Below are 23,878 nucleotides of genomic sequence, written 5' to 3'. Positions count from 1 at the left end.
CAATCGTGTTCACAACCAATTATTTATACCTAACATTCAAATGTACAAAAATTTTACTGCAATTATTTGCGGGGCTCGCTCCTGCATTAAACCTAAGCTTTTTAAGGTAATGAAAATAACCCTGATGTTATGCTTGATTGCAATTATGCAGGTAAGCGCCAGAACATTTGCCCAGAAAGTTAGCCTAAGCGTTAAGAACGCCCCATTAGATGAGGTCTTGAACAACATAAGCCGGCAAACGGGCTACAATTTTATTTACAACGCAATTACCATTAAAGATTCGCGGCTTGTAAATCTGAGCGTAAAAGACCGCAACCTCACGGAAGCACTTGAGCTGTGTTTTAGAAACCAGCCGCTAACTTTTGTTATTAACCAGAATACCGTAGTTATTAAACGAAAGGATTTGATAACTACAGCAATGCAATCGATTGTGGTATCGGGTACAGTGGTTGATGATAAAGGCGTGCCATTACCTGGTGTTAACATTAAAATTAAGGGTGCAAAAACCGGCGTTGTTTCTAATGCCAGCGGCCAATACACCATCACACTGCCGCAGGGCAACGAAACACTTGTTTTCAGTTTTGTTGGCTTTGCAACTCAAGAGGTAGGCGCTGCAAACCGCACAAAGCTGGACGTAACCTTAGTTGAAACCCGCTCTGCTTTAAATGATGTGGTAATTATAGGCTATGGTGCACAAAAGCGCTCAGATATAAACGGTGCCATATCATCAGTTAAGGCAGAAGATATTGCTAACATTCCGCAGGTAAGCGTTGATCAGCTTTTGCAAGGCAAGGCCTCAGGCATAACCATTACACAAAATTCGGGCGGTCCGGGCAGCGCAACTTCGGTACATATAAGGGGCATAACATCGCTAAGCTTATCTAACGAGCCATTGTATGTTATAGATGGTGTTGCCATTTCTGGTGATGCCAACAATCGGAGCAGCAGCGGCCGGTCGCAGGCACTCTCGCCCAACAATGGCGAGGTAGGTGTTAGTCCATTATCCTTCCTTAACCCAAGCGATATTGAGAACATTGAAGTGTTAAAAGACGCTTCGGCAACTGCAATATATGGCAGCCGAGGCTCTAACGGTGTAATTATCATTACAACTAAACGTGGCAAGGCAGGTAGCATGCGCATTGGTTACGATGGTTACTATGGTTTTCAGCAACAGGGTAAATTCCTGAAAATGATGAACCTGAAACAGTACGCCAGGCTGCAGAATGCCTTAGCCGACAACATAGGGCAGGCTCGCCGCGGTGAGTTCGCTAACCAGGATTTGTTAGGCGAAGGAACCGACTGGCAGGATGAGATCTTTAAAACGGCCCCTCAACAAAGCCACCAGGCTTCATTCTCTGGCGCTAACACAGCAACCGATTACTATATTTCGGGTGGATACGTTACCCAGGACGGTACCGTGTTGGGTAACGATTTCAGGCGTTTCAACATTCGTACAAACGTAAATTCGCAGGTAAAAAGCTGGTTTAAGGTTGGCACAACCCTGTCGGCTAGCCGCAGCATTCAAAACACCTCACTAAGTAATAATACCGGCATTATCTATACTGCGCTGCTAAGCGCGCCTGATCAGGTTGTCAGGAATGCCGATGGTTCTTACGCCGGCCCACAGGCCGACCAGGTTGGCGGGCAGATCAACCCGGTAGCACAAGCGTTAGATATAACCAATTTACTGACCCGCAGTAACTTTAATGGCAGCTTATATGCCGATCTGAAATTTTATAAAGACCTAACCTTACGGTCTGAGTTAAACGGAGACTTTAATTTTTCGGCAGCTAAGCTGTTCAGGCCTACTTACAGCTACGGTCCGCGCTTTATAAACCCAACAGCGTCGTTACAGGAATATTATACTAATTCAAACTTTTGGAGCTGGAAAGAATATCTTACTTACAATCACACTTTCGGCAAAAAACATAATGTTACCGGTTTATTAGGTTACGAGTTGGTTAATTCCGTCTACAACGACCACTCGGCAGGGGTTCAAAATTTCCTAACCAATGACCTGCAGTCGTTAAACTTAGGCGATGCAAAAACAGCTACCGTTGGCGAGTTTGTTGGTAATAATGATATTATCGAGTCGAAATATGGCCGTATCATCTATACCTATAACAATCGCTACAGCTTAACAGCAACCTACCGGATAGACCGTTCATCTAAGTTTGCCCAAGGGTTCCAAACAGGCTACTTCCCTTCATTTGCACTATCATGGCGCTTATCCGAAGAGCCATTTATGGCAAAATTCAAATCGATAGCTGATAACATTAAGATCAGATTTGGTTACGGCCAAACCGGTAATCAGGGAGTACCGAGCTACCTGTACGGCTCGGCACTTAATGCTGTACCAACCGGTATTGGAACTGCCTTTGCCATTGACAAAGTACCTAACCAGAACCTAACTTGGGAAACCGCTGTACAAACCGACCTGGGTATCGATTTCAGCTTGCTTAATAACCGCATAGATGCTACGTTCGATTACTTTGACAAAAGCTCAAAGAACTTCCTGTTCCAGAGAGCACTTCCGGCTTTCCTGCTTGGCCAAAACGCTGCTTTTTCCGGAACCGCTGTAATCAATCCGCCTTATGCCAATGGTGGTAAGCTATCTGCCAAAGGCTTTGAGTTTAGCATCAACAGCAAAAATATTGCATCGAAAAACTTTAAGTGGGATACTAAACTCATTTTTAGCAGGTACAGCAACAAGGTACTCTCACTATACACAGGTGTGCCTTATATACAACAAAATGTTGTTACCAGCTTCTTGTCGTTAACGCCAACGCGTACGGTTGTTGGTTCGCCCGTTGGACAATTTTATGGCTACACGGTTAAAGATATTTTCAGAACCGAAAACCAGCTCAGAAATGCACCCGTACAGTTTGGCCGTCCGGTTAGAACAGGTTCAGGCGGTACATGGCTGGGTGATATACAGTTTGAAGATTTAAATAATGATGGTAAGATTGACGAAAACGACCAGTCGGGTATCGGCAATCCAAATCCTAAGTTTACTTATGGTATCACCAATACTTTTAACTACAAAAACTTTGATCTGTCTATTTTCCTCAACGGATCTTACGGAGCTAAAATTTATAACATATTATCTTTTCAAACTGCGGGCTTAGGGAGTTTGTATCAAAACCAGTTAGCATCAGCCGCTAACTTCTGGACGCCAAACAATGCAGACGCTCCTACCCCACGGCCGGTAGGGGGCGATAATCCCAATTTGTATAGTTCTAATCGTTTTGTGCAAAGCGGCTCGTTCTTAAGGGTTCAAAACGTTAGCATTGGCTATAACTTACCGGCAAGCCTCATTCAAAAACTGAGCATAAGCCGCCTACGGGTATACGCCAGCGGGCAAAACCTCTATGTATTTACACCATACAAAGGTTTGGACCCCGAAGTAGGATCAATCAATCAAAATGTGTTTTTAACCAACGTAGATCTGGGGCGCTACCCTATTCCGCGCACCATTGTATTTGGTATTAATGCACAGTTCTAAAAATAAAGCTTAATGAATATGAAAATTAATATAAAAGCATTTTTAAGCCTAACAGTATTACTGGCTGCATCTTTCTCAGCCTGTAAAAAAGAATACTTTAATCGCCCGCCTAAAAGTCAGATTACGCTTGATAATTATTACCAAACAGCCGAACAGGTAAGAACGAGCACCACAATATTATACAGTGCGCCGTGGTTTGGCTATTGTACCAAGGGCGGCTGGGCTATAACCGAAATAAGCGGCGGCAACGGGCGCACCTGGTCTCCGGATATTATCAATTTTCAGGACTTTTCTGTTACGGGCACTAATTTCGAGATTTCGTCTGTATGGAACTCCCTGTTTATTGAAGTTGCGCAAGCAAACGGAATTATCAACAACCTGCCAACTAAGGTGCCTTCGTCTGTAGATCAAGCCGTTGTTAAAAACGCTTTAGGTGAAGCCCACTTATGGCGGGCTCTGGCGTACTTTCATCTGGTACGGATATTTGGCCCGGTGCCTATCATTGAAAACAGCCTGGATTATGTAGATAATTATCAGGTAAACCGGCATGTGGTTACCGACGTTTACAAATTTATTGTTAATGACCTGAAATATGCCGAAGCTAATTGTTCTCCTGCAATTAGAACAGGTTCTTCGCCATCTAATGCCCGTGTATCCAGCGGTTCGGCATCTGCCCTTCTGGCTAAGGTATACTTATATATGCAGGATTATACCAACGCCCGCGCACAGGCCGAAAAGGTAATTGCCAGCAAAGAATTTAAGCTGTATGGTATTGATGTACCCGGTAAAACCTTTTCAGATCTGTTTTTAACCGCCAATAATAACAATGAAGAATCAATTGTGGCCTTACAGTGGACAGGCAGCGGCGGCTATGGCCGCGGCAATCCATTTCAGGGTGCTGTTGCTTTAAACGGTATTATTACCGGCACCGGCGATGGATACGGACAAATGGCACCAACGTTTGACCTGATGGATAAATTTGATGCGACAGATCTGCGCCGCAAGCCTACTTATATGATCCCAGGCGATAAGTACAACGAAATTAACCAGGCATCTGGCGGATATACCGTACCTTCTGATGCCAACTCTCAGGGTACACACGCACAGGTGAAAAAATATATTGTAGGTACCCCTGCCGATAACGGCGGTGTAGGCGGTGCCCAATCATCAGCCAATAATACTTACATGATGCGCTATGCTGATGTATACCTTATTTTGGCCGAGGCGGTTATGGCTGGTGCAAAAACCAGTACCGATCCGGTAGCGTTAAATGCCATAAACACCATACGCCGCCGGGCAGGCTTAAGCAATTTAACCGTAATTGACCGTAGCGGCTTTGTTCCCAATCCCGACTATACCCCCGGAAGTAACGAAAAAGGTAAACGCTGGCCAACTAATTATAAAGACGACTTATTGGATGAGCGCAGACGTGAATTTGCGTTCGAAAATGATTACTTCTTCGACCTGATGCGGTTGGACGGCTTCAATAAAACCGAACACCCTATTGCGTTGCAAATCATTAAACAGCAGGATAAGGGCACATCGGATAACAGTAACCCTCCACAGCGCTATGGCAACGGTTACCTTACTAACGTAACCAGTGCCAACCTGCTATTCCCAATACCAGCTACCGAGATTGTAGCTGATCCTAAGTTGAAAGATCCACCGGTTGCTTACCCATTTAAATAACATTAGCACATGAGAACGAAATTAAAAATATACTTCTGCCTGCTATCGGTATTGGTAGTATTTGGATTGGCTGCCTGTAAAAAAAGTGATGAAGGCGGCAAAGGAGCTCCTACGATTGAGCGTGTGCGCTTAATAAGTAAGCTGGATACCATACAAAACGTTATTCACCGAATTACGCTGGACTCTAATAACATATATAACGAAACAAGAGCTGTTGCATTTGATTCTACCATTAAGGCCGGACGGTTGGGTACGCAGTACGCCATTTTAGGTACTAACTTAAAAAGCACAAAATCAGTATCCTTTAACGGTACCTCGGTTTACTTTAACCCAGGTTTATTGACCGACCAAAGCATTATTGTAACTATTCCGCAGAATGTGCCCTACGGTGCCGCTCAAATTAATAAACTCAAAGTAGTAACGCAGTATGGCGAAGTTGAATTTCCATTTTCTATTAATCAGCCGCCTCCTGTGATCACCAGCTTTACGCCCACAGCGGGTAAAGAGGGAGACATAGTTACCATTACAGGCTCATCACTAGATAATGCAACGGTGGTGCGGTTTGATGACCGGCCGGGACAAATTCAGGGAACGCCTACCAAGACCAGTATACAGGTTAAAGTACCGGCGGGCGTTGTAAAGGCTAACCTTTATGTAACTACCCCTGGAGGCACCGCAAAGTCTACCGACTCGTTTGGTATACCTGCGCCTGTATACAAGGCACTGATTTATGATGACGCATTTGCACCTAATTGGACATTTGGCGGCTACAGTACAACCCGCGACCCTGCTAACAAGGAACAGGTGTACCGTGGCACAGCTGCAATTAAAGCAACAGCAGACGATGCAGCGAATATCTACGGTGGCTTTGTAGTAGGCTATAAAGATGCGAACGGCAATGGATTAAATGTAAACGCCCTGGGCATAACCTCTATCAAGTACTTTTTATATGGCGCCTCGGCCGATAATGGCAAAACCGTGCAACTGTATATAAACCAAAATTACAATACAGCAGTACAGGCCAAAATTGTAGGCGGCACTTATGTAGAAGTAACCGTGCCATTGAGTGCATTTAATAACCCTACTGTAATTACAGAAATTGCCATACAGAATGTGAGTGGAAGCGTTCCGCTTACTTATTATGTGGATGATTTTGGCCTCTTATAAATTTTACCATAATTGATTTCAAGGTTCCGCCACATACGGCGGAACCCTAATCCATCAATCCAGTTATTCAATAAATTATGAAAAAAATATCAATAGCATTTCAATTTGCCATGGCAGGAGTTATGCTTATATATACTACCTCTTGTAAAAAGAACGACGACGAAAATATCGTAGCGCCCGAAATACCGCTGGAGATTTATTCAACAGCCATTCCTACTGCAGATACCGCCGGAACCTTAAAAGCAAAAACTGCAGCCTTTTTCCCAAACATGGGTATGGCGGTAACTTATGGTCCTATGCTAAATAGTGCTGCTTACCTGGCAACGGTTAAAAGAGAAGCCAATAACATAACTTTTGGCAACGAATTAAAAGAAGGTTCGGTAGTTAGAAATAACGGTGCTTATGATTTTACAACAGCCGATGCGTTATATAACATTTGTGCAAATAACGGCTTGCAGGTGTTTGGCCATACCCTGGTATGGTATTCGCAGCAAAATGCAACCTACCTTAATTCTCTTATTGCGCCCAAATCAACCGGAACGGTTGCTACAAATGTGCTTACAAACGGCACCTTTGAAGCCGTTAACGGCACTGATGTGGCAAATTGGAATAAGTTTAATGGTGGAAATTCATTTTCGGCCGGTACAGGCGCAAACGAAGTGCGCACGGGTAGTCATTCACTTAAAGTAGTAGTAGCAGCTTCAGGAACGGCATACTCTGTTCAGTTAGCAAGCGATTTGTTTAACACCACGGTAGGCACCACTTATACTATGACTTTTTATATCAAAGCGGCATCTGCAGGCGGTAAAATGAGGATATCAACCCAGCCAACTGCACAGTACTCCGCCGATTATAATACTACTACCGATTGGGCACCGTATACCTACACCTTTACTGCCCGGGAAGCGCAAACAAGGGTATTGTTTGATATTGGTTATGCGGCTAATACTTATTTTATTGATGATGTGACCGTAACCTACCAAACCAGCGGCGGCCCTGCAACTGCACTAACAGATGCGCAAAAAACGGCTGCTATTGACGGTGAGATGAAAAAGTACATTGTTACCGCCATGCAGCGATACGCCGGAAAGATTAAGGCTTGGGACGTGGTTAACGAAGTATTTTTGGATAATGGCGCTGTACGGACCAGCTCCAACTATACCATCCCAACAGCCAACACCACTAACCAGTTCCTGTACGGGCAGTACATTGGCAGTAAATATGATAACAATAATTATGTACTCAAAGCATTTCAATACGCTAAGGAGGCAGATCCTACCGCTTTGAGGTTTATCAATGATTATAACCTGGAATACTCGCGTGCTAAAACAGACTCTATGAAAGCCCTGGTTACGTTTATTAACCAACGCGGCGCACTGGTTGATGGCATTGGAACACAAATGCACTTAAACATTAACACAGACCCTAACGCTGTAGACTACATGTTTAAAACGCTGGCCTCCACCGGCTTAAAAATCAGGATATCAGAATTAGACATTGTGCTGAATGGCGCTAAACAGGCACCGTTTGCGCCCTCGGTAAACGCGCTTGAACTACAGCGCAAACTTTACAAGTACGTTATACAATCATACATTAAAAACGTACCTGCTACACAACGTTACGGTGTTACGGTTTGGGGCGTGGCCGATATTGATAGTTGGCTAAACACCCCAACATCGCCAGATTTCCCTTTACTATTTGATAGCAATTATAAAAAGAAACTGGCTTATGCCGGTTTTACACAAGGCCTAGCCCCTCAATAACGAGGAGTTATGTTTCAATTGGTTTGGGAGGCTGCTTAATGGCAGCCTCCTTTTTTTTTGCTATAACCAGATATTTAAGTTCAATTTTTCACTTCAGACACCTTTCTTTTAACGGCAATGTACTCGGATGGCAGCATGTTAAATTTGGCCTTAAAAGATTTAGCAAAATAGTGCGGTGTAGCAAAACCCGCCATGTAGGCAATCTGTGCGATGTTGAGATCACTTTTTTCGAGTAATACAGCCGCCCTTTCTAATTTTATCGACCGGATAAATTCAACCGGTGAAAGACCTGTAAGTTCCAGCAGCTTATGATATAAGGCTCCCCTGCTCATTCCCAAATAGCCACTTAAATCTTCTACTGATAATTGAGAATTGTTCATATTCTCCTCTACGTACAATACCACCTTGCTCAAAAACTTCTCATTGCTTGATTCAATAACCACCTCTGAACTCGACACTTTGATTTGCTTGGTGTACGTGTTCTTCAACGTACGGTTCATGTTCAATAAGTTCCTGATGCGTACGTTCAATATCTCTGAGTTGAAAGGCTTGGTCATGTAATCGTTAGCACCCGAATTAAGTCCTTTCAATTGCTCCTCTTCCCTCGTTAGCGCTGTAAGCAATATCACCGGTATGTGGGCTGTCCTTTTATCCGATTTTATTTTCCGGCTTAGTTCAATGCCATCCATATAAGGCATACTAATATCACTCACTATTAAATTCGGATGACTAGATAATGCCTTAAGCCAGCCTTCTTTACCATTGGAGGCTTCAATTATTTTGTAATGAAGCTTTAGATTATCTTTAAGGTAAAACCTGAAATCATCGTTATCTTCCACAATCAGGATGGTAAACAAATCTTCCGACCGTTGCTTCTTATCCTTTTCGTGCGTTACCTCCACCGTTTCCTGAGGCGCCTGGGTTGGCAATGGCTCTGGTAATGGCGGTACAACAGATGCCAATAGTAAAGGAAGATCAATTACAAATACAGTACCTTTTTCTAATCTGCTGGCCGCTTCAATGCTACCACCATGCATTTGTACAAACTCCTTAGTGATGGATAACCCTATACCACTACCCTGATTTAAGCCAGGCATGGTAACCGTATCATCCTGAAAAAATCTATCAAAAATTTTATCTCTTTTGTCGTCAGGTATGCCAATGCCCGTATCTGTTACGCTTATGCGCAGCCACTTATCCTCACTGGAAATTAGCAAAGCTTCTTCAACCTGTACGGTCACAGCGCCGCCCTCAGGCGTAAATTTGAATGCGTTAGAGAGCAGATTAAATATTATACGCTCAAGTTTGTCATGATCGAACGATGCGTAAAGTTGCTTTACTTGGCTTTCGAATTTGAAAGTAATACGCTTGCGTTCAGCAATATCAAAAAAGGAATCCGCTGCTTCTTTCAGGAAACTTATAATCTCGCCATCGGCAAGGTTCAGTTTCAGTTCATGTTCTTCCATTTTCCTGAAATCCAACAACTGATTTACAAGGTTTAGCAACCGTCGGGCATTGCGTTTAATCATTTGCAACTGCCCTGCATTACTATTGCCGGGGTCTTGCGTCAGCATTTTTTCTGCAGGTCCCATGATGAGGGATATCGGCGTTCTGAACTCGTGACTCAGGTTTGTCAGAAACTTAATCTTCATTAAATCCAACTCGTGTAAACGCTCTGCTTCCCGCTTTTCTTGTTCTATAGCTTGCCTGGCTTTCAGCTGCTCTTGCTCCAGCGCAAACTTCTTTTGCAACTTAAGTATGCCCCTATGGCGAATGAATAATAGCAGTGCCGTAAAAAGCAGAGCGTATACGATATAAGCATAAACTGTCATCCAAAAGGGAGGCCTTATAATAATGCTGATACGTGTACTTTTATCATTCCATACACCGTCATTGTTACAGGCCTTTACCTCAAACACATACTTGCCAGGGTCGAGGTTTGTATAAGTGGCCGTAGTTGAAGACCCTGCGGGTATCCAGTCCTTGTCAAAATCAACAAGCCTGTATGCGTACTGATTTTGTTGAGGCGCTGTGAAATTGAGGGCCACATAGCTGATGGAAAAATTCCGTTTATAATTCAAGACTATTTCTTTAGCAACAGAAATCTGCTGCTGGATGGGCGACCCCGAACCGCCTGGGTTTACCGATTTATTAGCCACTTTTAAATCGGTGATAAGCACAACCGGAGGCGTTGTATTGGTTTTGATTTCCAGTGGATTGAAATAATTAAACCCTTCAACACCACCAAAAAACAGTTCTCCGCTGGCAGTACTTATACCGGCACCGTTCATAAAAACGTTATTTTGCAGCCCATTATAACGCGAAAAGCTCTTGAATTTTTTAGTGACCGGATCAAACCGGCTTATGCCCCGGTTGGTGCTCATCCAAATCATTCCGTTTTTATCTTCCAGTATTTTATGTATTAAGCCATTAGGCAATCCATTTTTATCGGTAAATGTGCTGAAGGTATGGGTTTTCTGGTTAAGCATGACCAACCCGTCGCCACTTGTTCCTATCCAAATGTTCCCCTGATGATCAGCTAATAAAGATAAAATCTTATTACTTGGCAGTTGGCTGTAATGTGCCTTATCATAAAGTATGCACTTTTTTAATTTGCGGTTATATACCGCCAGTCCGGAACCATAGCTACCTATCCATATATTACCCTGCCGGTCTTCTTCAATTGCCCTGATGAATCCGTTTAACGGAACAGCAACATCATCGGCAGATACAGGCTTATTGGTAAATCTCTGAAATGTACCACTTGCCGGATTATATACGCTAACGCCGCTACCGTTCGTACCTACCCACATTCTGCCCTCATGGTCTTCCTTTAAACAAAAAATGTCATCATCATTAATTTCGTTTGCTGCCCTGCCCTGCTTCACCTGCCTGTACTGCCCGCTTTGAGTATTGTATATAAACAGTCCGTTACGAAATGTGCCTATCCATAGTTGTTTTTGGCGATCAAGCGCCATAGTAAGAATTGGCAACCCTGATGAAAAGATGCCGTGAGCCGGCTGTATGTCCTGGTGAGTGAATAGTCCGGTTTTACGATGAAACAAGTTTAAGCCCCCGCCATCTGTACCTATAAATACATCACCGTTGGCAGCCTCAGCAAATGCTGTTATAAACGGGGCGCTTAGGCCAAAGGGATCAAAAGCATTACTCTGCTTTAAATTAAACAGTGTTAGGTTCTTATCGTACTTATTAATACCGCCTTCATAAGTACCCAGCCAGCAAATACCATGTTTATCAATAAAAATGCTCCTTACAGAACGGCTTGTTAAACTAAACTTATTCCGACCATCGGGTTTGTAACGGCTAACTTGGCCCGATTTTACATGGATGATATCGAGGCCGCCTTCGGTACCAACCCAAAGATTATCTTTATCCTCAGCAGCAATGGCATATATAGTATTGCTGCTAATACTTTGCGGGCTATGTACGTTAAACTTAAAGTTTTTAAACGTTTTGTTGTCGGGCATTAACATACTCAGTCCGTTTATAGTGCCCACCCATACGTTTCCTGATTTGTCTTCAGCAATTGTATTTACGGTATCGCTAACTAAACTGCTTGGATTAGAATTGTTGTGCCGGAACGGAATGAATTGCTTTGACTGACGGTTATAATGATATAAACCCTTGTTTGTACCTACCCACATCCGCCGGTGGCTATCCTCAAACACACAAAATATAGCTTGCGAGTCCAGGCTTGCCGACATTTTAGCGTTTACCGAAAGCTTGCTGATCCTTTTTGATTCCGGATCTAAAACGTTCACGCCATCCAATGTGCCTATCCATATTTTGCCCTTATAATCGCTGCAAATAGATTTGATATCGTCACTACTGGTATTTCTGTCTCCTTTGCCCGAGTTGTAGTGCGCAAATGTGTCGCTGTTTCGGTTATAACAGTGAAGCGATCCCCCCATGGTTCCTATCCATAAACGGCCCTGCTTGTCCTCATGCAATGCAACAACTTCTTTTGATTTTAAACCAGCTGTATCTTCGGGCCGGTAGCGGTACACTTTAAAGTCTTTACCATCAAACCTGTTCAATCCTTCGTCTGTTGCAAACCAGAGTAAGCCTAACTTATCTTTACATATTGCATTTATGGTGTTAGAAGAGAGTCCGTCTTTGGATGTTAACGCGGTAAAATTTATGTTCCCTTTTTGCGCCGTTGCAGTAGTGATAAATACTGCTGTGTAAACACACACGAGCAACAGCACTTTATTGATAAAAGTTGAATAAATTTTAGAGATAAAAAAGTTTGATATCATTGATTTTTATTCAAGATTATACACGCCAAACTAAAGCCTTATTTGCAAATAGGATTTTTACAGATCACACCCCGGCAATACGCTAAATGCTGGTTAACTTGGTTTTTATAATTGGTTTTGCTAAACCAAATTTATAAAAGTTAAACACATATTCAGCATGTTAAAAAACAGTACACCAAAATGTGCAGCTAAATGCTGTAGTGGTTAAATATCTATTGGATTAGGGCTTGTATTTAGCTAAGCCTATAAATAACAAAAGCCTGCAATTGCAGGCTTTTGTTATTTATATTGATTCGGTTTTTAAGAAGCCACTCGGTGTAACGTGACGGGCACAATGCTCTTTACGTTTCCATTATTCTTGTAACTACCTGTTAAACTAGCAAACTTTTGTTCTGATTCTCTCAGTGCTTCGCCAAGGCTACACAAGCTGTTCTGAAATGTAGACAAACTAGCTTTATAAGCGAGTAAATTGTTCCGGTTAATTTCAGCTTGCGCTTTGTTTCGGTTTATTATAGCTTTAATATATGCGGCATCCATGATTGTAACTCTGTATTCTTAAAATAATTATACAATCTCTGTTCCAATTCCCGACGGACAAAAAAACCGATTTAAATCATAGAATGCTTAATTTTCACTGCTTCACAGTTTCCTAAAAATTAAATTAATAATAACTACATGGAAAATACTCCACTCCAAATTTGAATAAATATTATACTTAATTCATTTATATGTATTTTGCCTACCTCTATCTATATTATTAAAAACAGGAAAATTGCAGGTTTTATACCTGCATCACCAGTAACAGCAGTGCAATTCGTGCTGTTGGAATATAGTTATTGACATTAGATTAAAAGATACGACGTTAATAATATATGTCCAGTAAAAATTTTGACTCTGAATTTTGCGGCAGCTTGCCGCTGCATCATGTAAATATGATACAGCCACATGGCTATTTACTGGTGCTTCAAAAAGATAGTTTAAACATAGTTCAGGTTAGCGAAAATATAAGCGATGTTTTAAACATTGAACCTTCTGAAGTTATTAATACCTGTTTTGACCGATACATACCTCGGGAGCAATTTGAAGATTTAAAAAACAAGCTGCAAAGCGGCATACAAAACAAGATTCCTATTACAATATCCTTAAGTGATAAGTCATTATTACTATTGGTGCATACACATCAGGATTACCTGCTGCTGGAGGTGGAAAAAAACGAGCCTAACGCGCAGCGGTCTTTTATCAATGTTTTTGAAGAGATAAAGTATGTAATGGGTGCTATTGACGTTGCTACCACAGTTCAGCATGCCTGTGATATCGCCATACATGAATTAAAGCGTATTTCGGGCTTTGATGGTATTATGATGTACCGTTTTGACAAAAATTGGAACGGAACCGTAATTGCCGAAGAGAAGGAGGATGGATTAGAACAATATTTAGGCGTAACTTTTCCTGCATCTGATGTGCCTAAACAAGCCAGAAATCTCTACTTAAAAAACCCGTACCGCCTTATCCCTAACCGCGAGTATATACCCATAAAGCTATACCCGGTACTTAACCCAATTACCAACTCATTTACCGACCTGTCAGATTGTAATTTGCGCAGCGTTGCAGCGGTGCACCTTGAATACCTTGCCAATATGGGGGTTACGGCCTCAATGTCGGTCAGGGTAATTCATAACGAGCAACTTTGGGGACTAATTGCTTGTCATCATAAAACGCCGTATTATCTCAACTTCGAGATATGCTCAATTTTCGAATTATTATCGAGTGTTATTTCCAACAAAATTTCTGCGATCATCAATAAAGAAGAGTATGATTTTGTAGCTCATTTACAGGCTAAGCGTAATCGTTTAATAGAACAACTCTATGCCGACAATGACATAGCAACCGGACTGCTAAATAATGACAATAATGTAATGAAGCTATTTAACGCTACCGGAGCTGTAGTTTATTTAAATGGCGAAATTACCACGGCAGGCAATGTGCCCGAGGGCGAAGTGCTCGAAAACCTACAATTGTGGCTGCAAGCCAAAAACACCAATCAGGTGTTTGCAACCATACAACTGGCCGATATATTTGACGAAGCCTTGGCTTTTACCGATATAGCCAGTGGCATGCTCGCCATTCCTATTGATATGGAAGCCGGCGACTACATTATATGTTTCAGACCGGAAGTAGTTAGAACAATTGAGTGGGGAGGCAACCCTAATCAAGCTGTAAATTTTGAACCTAACGGCTTAAACTATCATCCGCGCAATTCGTTTAAAAGCTGGCTGGAGACGGTAGACAAAACTTCGTTGCCTTGGCATGAACAAGAACTAAGTATTGCTGAAACTTTCAGAAGTTTTGTGTTCGAGTATAAAATTAAACAGACGCAGTAATATTCCAGCTTTCACAAAAATGTCTAAAAAAGAGTTTTTAAAGGGAAATTTTGCGGGCGCTACCGAAGGTTACGTAGTTGCCATCGGCGCATCGGCCGGCGGGCTTGAAGCTATACATGAGTTTTTCGACCATATGCCCGGTAACTCGAGCTTCTCATTCATAATTGTCCAGCATCTGTCTTCAGATTATAAAAGTCTTTTAGTTGAACTGGTATCCAAGCATACGCACATGAAGGTGTTTGAGGCTACAGAAAACATGAGCCTGCAACCCGATTGTGTTTATATAATTCCGAACAACAAACTCATGACCATCAGCCACAGCCGTTTAAAGCTGGCCGAAAAAAATCATGACAAGGCACCCAACACAGCCATTGATAACTTTTTGTTCTCATTGGCTCATGATAAGCAGGAAAAAGCTATAGCTATCATACTATCCGGAACCGGAACCGACGGCACTAAGGGCATTGAAGCAATTAAGGAATGCGGCGGAATGGTTATTGTTCAAGACCCGGAAACAGCGCGGTTTGATGGAATGCCCAAAAGTGCCATCACCTCAGGCAATGCTGATGCAATTACCTCGCCTGCACGCATGCATGAGGAGCTGTTTGCCTATGCCAGGCAAGAGCCGCTTAAAATTTTCGAAAACGGTAAAATTGACGATGCCCTGCTTAGCGAGTTGTTTCAGTTAGTGCACCAACAAAGCGGGCACGACTTTAACTTGTATAAAACGCCCACCATTATTAGGCGTATAGCACGCCGCATGAACTTTAACGGGATTTTTAAGCTGGAAGATTACGTTAAACTTTTGCGCGAAAACGATGAAGAAGCCAAGGACTTGGGTAAAGATTTTTTAATTGGTGTAACCAAATTTTTTAGAGATAAAGCCGCCTTTGATATACTGGCAAGCAAAGTAATACCCGAAATTATTGACGCTAAGGAAGACGGCGATTTACTTAAGGTATGGATTTGCGCATGCAGCACCGGTGAGGAAGCCTACTCGGTGGCCATTTTAATTGACCGTTACCTGCAAAAAACCGGCAAAGAACTCGAAGTAAAAATCTTTGCGTCGGATATTGACGAAGCCAGCTTAGAAGTCGCCTCACACAATCTTTATCCCGAAGCTATCGCCAAAGAAATAGATCCGGAGATATTAGAGCATTACTTTATTAAAGATGGTAAACACTATTCTGTTTTACCTAACATACGTAAACAGATTGTATTTGCCCGCCACAATGTAACCAAGGCCCCGCCGTTTATTAAAAATGACTTAATATGCTGCCGCAATATGCTCATTTACATGAATGTGCTGTTGCAGCAAAAGGTGCTGTCTACTTTTCATTTTTCTTTAAACCAGCGTGGTTATTTATTTTTAGGCTCCAGCGAAACTGCATCTAATATCAAAGACGGACTATCAGAGATAAGCAGCAAGTGGAAGATTTACCGCAAAACCGGCCCTATAGGCCATATACAACCCAATAGTTATTACACCAGCAGCGGAACAACTTCTATTTCACAACAGTTAAAAAAAACCGCACCACAAGGAACTAAAAAATCCATCGATGATGTATTCAAAGATTTTTTAACCGATGACCTTGGTTATGTTGGTGTTTTTATTGATAAAAATCACGAGATTAAAGAGACCATAGGCGACTTTAAAAAATACCTTTCGCTACCCGATAAAAAGCTGGAGCTCAATATACTGAAGATGGTTCCCCGTGAGCTGTCATTCATGCTAAATACGGCTATTCGTAAAGTGTGGCAGGATAATGAAAAGGCCAGCTTAAAACGTATTCGTATAAAACGGAACCAGGAAGACGTTTTTGTTAACATTTCTATAAATCCCCCCGTCCAAAATTCGGCAAAGCCGCTAACCCTTATTGTATTTAACGAGGTGCAGGTTGAGTTGGACGCCAAAGATGATATTACAACCCCTATTGTTGATCACAGTGAGCAGCACTCCGACTATGTAATGGAGCTGGAATCGGAATTGAACGAGGTGCGCAGCAACTTGCAAATGGCGGTTGAGGAAATGGAGACAACCAATGAGGAGCTTCAATCCAGTAACGAGGAATTACTTTCGGCAAATGAGGAATTACAGTCGAGCAACGAGGAGCTACAATCGTTGAATGAGGAGTTGCACACATTAAATACAGAGCACCAGCTTAAAATAAAGGAACTTATTGACTTAAATGATGACCTGAACAACTACTTTAAAAGTGTTGACATCGGACAAATTTTTGTTGATGTAAATTCGCATATACGAAAGTTTAACCCTGCCGCTGTAAATATGGTTAATCTGATAGAGGCCGATATAGGCCGACCGATCAGCCATATTTCGAACAACATTAAATACGATAATTTTGCAGAGGATATTAACCGGGTACAGCGCCACCATGATCTGGTTATTGAAAAAGAGATAGAGCTAAAAAGCGGCCAGCATTGCTTAATGCGTATTTTACCTTACATACGCAAGGACAGGCAAAAGGACGGTGTGGTTATCACTTTTGTTGACATTAGCACGGTTACCGAGCTGAGTAATATTGTTTCGGGTGTATTTAGTACCAGCTTAAGTGCTGTATTGGTATTTAATGCTGTACGCAATACGCAAGGTGAAATCACCGACTTTGAATGCGTTACGGCCAATAAAATGGCATCGCAATTATTAAGCAGGCCCGAGGTTGAATTAAAACACGCCTTGCTGGTTAAAAACTTACCAGAGCTGTTGCAGCACAACTTATTAGATAAGTTTAAATCAGTAGTAGACACCGACACCAACCTTCAAACTGAAGTAAACTTTGACAACAAGGGCTGGTACCTGGTTATGGCTACTAAAATTGTAGATGGCTTTGCCGTAACCTATACAAATATAACCGAGCGCAAACTAAACGAGCAAAAACTTAAAAAGAATTATAACGAGCTGATCAGCGCCCGTGAAAACCTAAAATCTTTAAACAACGAGCTTGAAGATAAAATTAAGGAAAGAACCCTGCGCTTATCACAAAGCGAAGAACGTTTTAAACTGGTTTCTCAAGCTACTAACGATACCATTTGGGATTGGGACCTGGCATCTAATGTGATGTGGCGCAGCGACAACTTTACAGCCATGTTTGGTTATCATAATAATGATGATACCAACAAAATAAACTACTGGTTTAGTAAAATACATGCCGATGACCGCCAACGCGTAGAGCAAAGTGTGCATGACGCTATTAATAACGGTAAAAATAACTGGTTAGCCGAATACCGTTTTTTAAAGGCCGATGGCACTTATACCATGATACTGGATCGTGGCAGCATATTACATGATGACTACGGTACACCATACCGCATGGTAGGTTCTATTGTAGACATAAGCCGCATAACCGAAGCCGAAAAACGGGTAAGCAGCAGTGAGAACAGGTTCAAAAAGATTTTTGAATCGAATATGATAGGCATGCTCTTTACCGATTTCTCCGGTAATATTATTGATGCCAACGATGCATTCTTACAGATGATTGGTTATACAGCCGAAGAAGTACACAATGGCCAGGTTAATTGGGACAAACTTACCCCGGTTGAGTACATGGGTGTGAGCAATAAAGCAGTTAACCAGTTAAAAAAGGATGGTTTTTGCCCTCCGTTTGAAAAAGAATACTTTCGTAAGGATGGCACGCGCGTACCAGTTTTGATGGGTTCGGCGCGGTTGGATGATGATAATTTGGCCAATGCAGTAACCTATGTAATCGATCTGTCGAAACAAAAAGAAGTAGAAAAGAACAGGCTGGAGCTACAAGGCTTTATTAAAAAGCAGCAGGATGAATTTTACAGCATTTTCATGAATGCTCCTGCGCTCATTAGCATACGCCGGGGAGCCGAGTTGCGTTACGAATTTACCAATAAGGCATTTAACGACTTTTATAACCGCAATAGCTTTATAGGTAAAACCACCCGCGAAGCACATATTGATTTTGCGAGCACACAGCTTTATGCCGGCGATAGCAAAATATTAAAAAACGGCCAGACCAAAGTTGGCAAAGCTTTGAATGTTAAGCGTATCGATCCTATAAGCGGACAACTGGTAGACACCTGGCTCGACTTTTTATTTACCCCGGTTTACAATGATAATGGCGATGTGGATGGCATTGCATTTTTTGGATTTGAGGTAACAGACCTGGTAAAGGCCCAGCAGGCCACCAAAGAGCTTATGCAACGCAAGGACGAGTTTATGAGCATTGCCAGTCATGAACTTAAAACTCCTATTACCAGTTTAAAGGGCTCGTTGCAAATAGTACAACGCCTTGCCGACCAGGAAAATGCAGTAAAGAAAATCTTCCCATTTATTGAAAAGGCCAGTAAACAAACAGGTAAACTTACAGCTTTGGTTGATGACCTATTGGATGTTACTCGTATACATGCCGGTAAAATGCGTTTCAATTATAGCTGGTTCAACGCCGGCGAAATGATACGCGAGTGCATGGAAGATACACAATCGCACACGCCGTCGCACAAATTCATCCTAAGCGGCAGCACAAACGTTCAGATTTATGCAGACAGGCACCGCTTGGAGCAGGTGCTGAGCAACTTTATGTCTAACGCCGTAAAATACTCCCCAGACTCTAAAGAGATCATTGTAACTAAAGAAGTTACCGACAACAACATGCTCAAGCTATCGGTGCAGGACTTTGGCATTGGCATCCCTCCCGAAAAGAAGGACATGGTGTTCGACCGCTTTTTCAGGGTTCAGGAATCATCACAAAAGTTTTCGGGATTGGGTTTAGGCTTGTACATCACTGCTGAGATAATTAACCGGCATAACGGCAAAATTGGGGTTGACAGCGTGGAAGGTGAGGGTTCAACGTTTTGGTTCTGCATACCACTTGTACAACCCGAGGAGGAATTGTATTAAGCTTTAAGTAACCTTTTTCATTTTTCTACTGCAAAAAATAAGCCTGCTCCTTTACAAGAGCAGGCTATAGGAATATATATAGAGTTAATTATTTTAAGCTTACGTTTAACCCTTGTTTAGCGGTGCGCAATGGTGGTTTCACTTCCCATATCTCGCCTGTATAACTATCAACGCTTATGGTTGGTGTATTAACAGTCTTTAGGTACGCCTCACGCGCTTTAAGCTTTTGTACAACTTCGGCTTGCAAATCGTGCAGCTCGTTCCAGGTCACGTCATTGCAAACTGAGTAGTCATAGCTCACTCCTGTTTCCTTTTCAATTATCTCCGCATCATAAAGCCGCAGCTTATCATGCTTGGGCACGCGGGCATGCTCTTCGGCATAACGGCGAACCTTTTTTTCTAAACTATTAAACAGTTCCTGCCCTTTTTTGGCTAATACCAGCATGCGCACACTATCCAGCTCGCCATCGGCTATAAGCTGTTCCGTATCATTCACAATGCGGGCAATAGTAGCCCTGTCCAGTTTAATGAGGCTCTCAGGAGCCAGATCTTTACCGGTAAACAGGGTTACCGCTTCGCAGGCAGGCAACTGCATGGCTAATGTATTTCTCATTTAAGCAGCTACTCCTTTTCTAATCTCTGCCTTTTTGGTTGATAACAGCTTTATGAACTGCTCATCGCCCTGCAGAGCAACGTTAGTTTTATGTATTAGATATAAAGCGGCCACATCCTTGGCTTCCTGTATAGCTGAGCGGGTATCATCCGGAATGCTGGATTTAACAGGCTCCGCCTTAGCTTGCACCTTCGGCTTAGCAGCTTTTTTCTCTTCCTTTAACTCTGATGGTTTAGCCTCACGTGGCGGCACCATACCCTTTCCTTCTTTAACCGGTTTAACTGCGGCTTTCTGCTCTGTTGCCGGTTCTACAACCGTAGCTTCTACATCAATAAAGCCCATGTCTTCCACATCCTGGGTAAAAAACTCAGATGCATTGGTGGCCAAAAGTATCGCCCCCACAAAGGCACGCTTTTGCGCCATCTTTTGCATGGTGTTTTGCAGGCCAAGTAAATCCGGGTTCTCGGTACGCTCCACCCAGATCCAGCCGGTGGCTCCTTTACGAAACTTACCATTTCCCTCGGCCTTCAACTTATCTTGAGTAGCCTGAACTGGTTTGGCTTTCTCTAACCATACATAGCGGTATTTTGGCTCAAAGCTATTTACCGAACCTTCGCACTGGGTTACAATACGGCCATCCCTATTCTTTGCGGTAGCCTTGTAGGTATACGCTATAAATTTCGATTGTATATCCAGTACTTTATCAGTGCACTCAAACTCAACCGATAAGCCGTATAAATTCATCAGCTTTTCGGCGCCGGGTTTTAGCAATGTTGGTTTTTGCACACCGGGCACCACGCCATAATCCTGATCCTTAACCAATACTTCTTTAGTAAAAGCAATTAAGGCATTACGCATTTGGGCCATGTGTGTAATGGATGATTGCATTTCATCCGTAATTGTTGTTAATTCAAAACTATCCATTTATCCTTCTAAAATTTAAGTATTCCATTACGCAAGCAGCACACCTTGTAACTGCCTTAACCGGATAAGATTATACTGTACATTAACTGTTAACAGGTTGAACGTTAACAGATATTAACTATTAAGCAAAGCACATGCCTTGCTGTTTTTTGTGCTAAAAAGGCAGGTTTTAATGCTTAAAAATTAATCCTTAACTCCGCGCTAATTTGCCCATTTGTAAAACCGCTTTTAAAGCGTTTAAAAGCAGCTTTTTCATGTAACCTTTTATACACATATAGTAAACGGAATACTAAAAATATTAGTATACAATAATCCAAAATAATGTTCCTGATTTACAACAACTTACAATTAACATAGATGGCCATTTTGGCAGCAAATTAATTCCGAAACTGTCAGTTATTTTTTTGAATGTTTGATACACTTACCTACACAGAAATTCAATTTCAATTGCTGACAAATTGTTAAGATTTTGTCCTTGTAATTTGAATTGCATCAGAACTATTAGATGCTATATTTGTCAATAAGCTTAGACGTGCCTTAACTTCACCGTAACTACTCTGCCGCATGATTAAAACCGTTTTTATTACCAGTACCGAACCTTACAGCGGAAAATCAATCGTATCACTCGGAATCATTAATATGTTGTTGGGCAAGGCCCAAAAGATTGGCTATTTCAAGCCTATTGTAAGCCGCAATCCTGCCGAGCACAAAAGCGATCATATCCAAACTGTATTAAGCTACTTTGACCTGCCTATTACTTACGAAGATGCCTATGCTTTTAGCTGGCAGGATGCCATGCACCAAAGCGAGAATGAAAGCCAGGGCGAAATGATCGATACCATCATTAGGAAATACAAAAAGATGGAGGATAAGTATGACTTTACCGTAGTTGAAGGCAGTGATTACCAGGGCGAGGGTACTGCCTTTGAATTTGAGGTAAATGCATCAATAGCAAAAAATTTGGGTGCACCGGTTATTGCGGTTATATCGGGCGATAGTAAAACTACGGCACAAATTGTAAATGCCGCCATTACCGTTATCAGAAACTTTGAAGGCCGGGAGATACAGGTGCTGGCCCTGGTTGCCAACAAGGTAAGCGCCGAGCAGGTTGATGATGTAAGAGAGCTGCTCACAGCTCAACTACCAGCTTCGGTTATCTTAACCATCATCCCGTCTACCCGTGGTTTGCAGGCGCCTACCATGAAAGAGATTTATGACGAGCTACCCAATAGCAAATTGCTTTTTGGTAAGGAGCGCCTAACCAACCAGGTAGATAACTTTGTTACCGGCGCTATGCAGGTGCCAAACTTCCTGAATTTCATCAAAGAAAATGTACTCATTATTACGCCCGGAGACCGTGGCGATATCATTATAGCAGCGCTTCAGGCCAACCTGTCAACCAGCTATCCATCTATAGCGGGTATTGTATTAACAGCAGGTACAGAGCCCGAGGAGCCGATTATCAGACTGATTGAGGGTCTGCAAACGGTAGTGCCCATTATAGCTGTTAAAGCAGGCACCTTTCAAACCACTACGCAGATCGGTAACATCCGATCAAAGATTTCGGCTGATAATACGAAGAAGATACAGCTGGCCATTGATGTATTTAATAAATACGTAGACGTAGCCAAACTGGATGAACGTATAGTAACCTTTAAGCACAGTGGCGGCATTACGCCACGCATGTTCCAGTACCAGCTTACCAATTGGGCTAAACGACAAAAGAAACATATTGTATTGCCCGAGGGTAATGACGAGCGCGTTCTGAAGGCTGCAGCCCGGCTAATTAGCCAGGAAATTGTGGACCTAACCATACTGGGTAACCCCGATGATATTACGGCCAATATAAAACGCTTGGGCTTAAACCTGGATGTGAGTAAAATTAACATTGTTAACCCGGCTGCCTCTAATAATTATCAGGACTACGTAAATACACTTTACGAACTTCGCAAGAATAAAAATGTAAACCTGGAGATGGCTACCGATATGATGACGGATGTGTCTTACTTCGGTACTATGATGGTTTTTAAAGGCCATGCTGACGGCATGGTATCGGGCGCGGTACATACTACGCAACATACTATCAGGCCGGCTTTGCAGTTTGTTAAAACCAAGCCCGGCATCTCTGTTGTGTCTTCCGTATTTTTTATGTGTTTGCCAGACCGGGTTTCTGTGTTTGGAGACTGTGCTGTAAATCCCAACCCTACTGCCGAACAACTGGCCGAAATTGCCATATCATCGGCCGAAAGCAGTCAGCGGTTTGGTATTGAACCACGTATTGCTATGCTATCCTATTCATCAGGCACATCAGGCGAGGGCGAGGATGTAGAAAAGGTACGCCGCGCTACTGAAATTGTAAAAACTAAGCGCCCCGACTTAAAAGTAGAAGGCCCGATACAATACGATGCCGCCGTTGATCCTATTGTGGGCAAAAGCAAGCTCCCCGGATCTGAAGTAGCCGGGCAGGCGAGCGTATTGATCTTCCCGGATTTAAATACTGGCAACAACACCTACAAAGCGGTACAGCGCGAAACCGGAGCCCTGGCCATTGGCCCAATGCTGCAAGGGCTTAACAAGCCTGTAAATGATTTAAGTAGAGGTTGTACGGTGGATGATATTTTTAATACGGTTATCATTACTGCTATACAAGCGCAGGAGGGCTAATAATTAC

General features: G+C 42.5%; 10 protein-coding genes. 7 read left to right on the top strand and 3 right to left on the bottom strand.

Going from position 1 to position 23,878, the window contains the following annotated elements; all coding sequences use genetic code 11:
- The first annotated feature begins 109 nt into the window (after window positions 1–109).
- The 4 genes from ABDD94_RS04800 to ABDD94_RS04785 all read left to right on the top strand — a co-directional run bounded on the left by ABDD94_RS04800 (window position 110) and on the right by ABDD94_RS04785 (window position 8,124).
- Window positions 110–3,505, top strand: a complete 3,396-nt coding sequence (locus ABDD94_RS04800) for a TonB-dependent receptor (RefSeq protein WP_345954902.1) — start codon at window positions 110–112, stop codon at window positions 3,503–3,505.
- A gap of 18 nt (window positions 3,506–3,523) precedes the next feature.
- The gene (locus ABDD94_RS04795; protein ID WP_345954901.1) at window positions 3,524–5,194 is read left to right on the top strand and encodes a RagB/SusD family nutrient uptake outer membrane protein; all 1,671 of its coding nucleotides are present in this window, start codon (window positions 3,524–3,526) and stop codon (window positions 5,192–5,194) included.
- Between the two features lie 9 nt (window positions 5,195–5,203).
- Window positions 5,204–6,361: an IPT/TIG domain-containing protein gene (locus ABDD94_RS04790; protein ID WP_345954900.1), complete on the top strand. Its 1,158-nt coding sequence runs from the start codon at window positions 5,204–5,206 to the stop codon at window positions 6,359–6,361.
- A gap of 77 nt (window positions 6,362–6,438) precedes the next feature.
- The gene (locus ABDD94_RS04785) at window positions 6,439–8,124 is read left to right on the top strand and encodes an endo-1,4-beta-xylanase (RefSeq protein WP_345954899.1); all 1,686 of its coding nucleotides are present in this window, start codon (window positions 6,439–6,441) and stop codon (window positions 8,122–8,124) included.
- Between the two features lie 80 nt (window positions 8,125–8,204).
- On the opposite strand, the gene ABDD94_RS04780 is transcribed toward ABDD94_RS04785, so the two are convergent.
- Window positions 8,205–12,404, bottom strand: coding sequence for a two-component regulator propeller domain-containing protein (locus ABDD94_RS04780; RefSeq protein ID WP_345954898.1), 4,200 nt, complete (start codon window positions 12,402–12,404; stop codon window positions 8,205–8,207).
- Between the two features lie 872 nt (window positions 12,405–13,276).
- On the opposite strand from ABDD94_RS04780, the gene ABDD94_RS04775 reads away from it, so the two are divergent.
- Together ABDD94_RS04775 and ABDD94_RS04770 are read left to right on the top strand one after the other, a co-directional pair.
- Entirely contained in the window at window positions 13,277–14,785 is a 1,509-nt protein-coding gene (locus ABDD94_RS04775; protein WP_345948675.1) for a GAF domain-containing protein, read from the top strand.
- A gap of 19 nt (window positions 14,786–14,804) precedes the next feature.
- Complete coding sequence (locus tag ABDD94_RS04770; RefSeq protein ID WP_345954897.1) at window positions 14,805–19,670, top strand: chemotaxis protein CheB; 4,866 nt, start codon at window positions 14,805–14,807, stop codon at window positions 19,668–19,670.
- Window positions 19,671–19,758: 88 nt separating this feature from the next.
- Here ABDD94_RS04770 and ABDD94_RS04765 read toward each other — a convergent pair whose 3' ends face one another.
- Together ABDD94_RS04765 and ABDD94_RS04760 are read right to left on the bottom strand one after the other, a co-directional pair.
- On the bottom strand, window positions 19,759–20,283 hold the full coding sequence (locus tag ABDD94_RS04765) for a hypothetical protein (RefSeq protein WP_345948677.1): 525 nt from the start codon (window positions 20,281–20,283) through the stop codon (window positions 19,759–19,761).
- Window positions 20,284–21,207, bottom strand: a complete 924-nt coding sequence (locus tag ABDD94_RS04760; RefSeq protein ID WP_345954896.1) for a hypothetical protein — start codon at window positions 21,205–21,207, stop codon at window positions 20,284–20,286.
- A 564-nt stretch (window positions 21,208–21,771) separates the two neighbouring features.
- Between ABDD94_RS04760 and pta the strand changes: the two genes are divergently transcribed.
- Entirely contained in the window at window positions 21,772–23,871 is a 2,100-nt protein-coding gene (gene pta / locus ABDD94_RS04755) for a phosphate acetyltransferase (protein ID WP_345954895.1), read from the top strand.
- The last annotated feature ends 7 nt before the right edge of the window (window positions 23,872–23,878 follow it).

Source organism: Mucilaginibacter sp. PAMB04168 (assembly GCF_039634365.2).
Taxonomy (GTDB): Bacteria; Bacteroidota; Bacteroidia; order Sphingobacteriales; family Sphingobacteriaceae; genus Mucilaginibacter.
The sequence above is the reverse complement of the archived record's forward strand: the minus strand, read 5'-3'. Positions and strand labels throughout refer to the sequence as shown.

Excerpts from the sequence above, each read along its gene's own strand:
- ABDD94_RS04800 (WP_345954902.1), top strand. The coding sequence starts at position 110 with ATGAAAATAACCCTGATGTTATGCTTGATTGCAATTATGCAGGTAAGC.
- ABDD94_RS04795 (WP_345954901.1), top strand. The coding sequence starts at position 3,524 with ATGAAAATTAATATAAAAGCATTTTTAAGCCTAACAGTATTACTGGCT.
- ABDD94_RS04790 (WP_345954900.1), top strand. The coding sequence starts at position 5,204 with ATGAGAACGAAATTAAAAATATACTTCTGCCTGCTATCGGTATTGGTA.
- ABDD94_RS04785 (WP_345954899.1), top strand. The coding sequence starts at position 6,439 with ATGAAAAAAATATCAATAGCATTTCAATTTGCCATGGCAGGAGTTATG.
- ABDD94_RS04780 (WP_345954898.1), bottom strand. The coding sequence starts at position 12,404 with ATGATATCAAACTTTTTTATCTCTAAAATTTATTCAACTTTTATCAAT.
- ABDD94_RS04775 (WP_345948675.1), top strand. The coding sequence starts at position 13,277 with ATGTCCAGTAAAAATTTTGACTCTGAATTTTGCGGCAGCTTGCCGCTG.
- ABDD94_RS04770 (WP_345954897.1), top strand. The coding sequence starts at position 14,805 with ATGTCTAAAAAAGAGTTTTTAAAGGGAAATTTTGCGGGCGCTACCGAA.
- ABDD94_RS04765 (WP_345948677.1), bottom strand. The coding sequence starts at position 20,283 with ATGAGAAATACATTAGCCATGCAGTTGCCTGCCTGCGAAGCGGTAACC.
- ABDD94_RS04760 (WP_345954896.1), bottom strand. The coding sequence starts at position 21,207 with ATGGATAGTTTTGAATTAACAACAATTACGGATGAAATGCAATCATCC.
- pta (WP_345954895.1), top strand. The coding sequence starts at position 21,772 with ATGATTAAAACCGTTTTTATTACCAGTACCGAACCTTACAGCGGAAAA.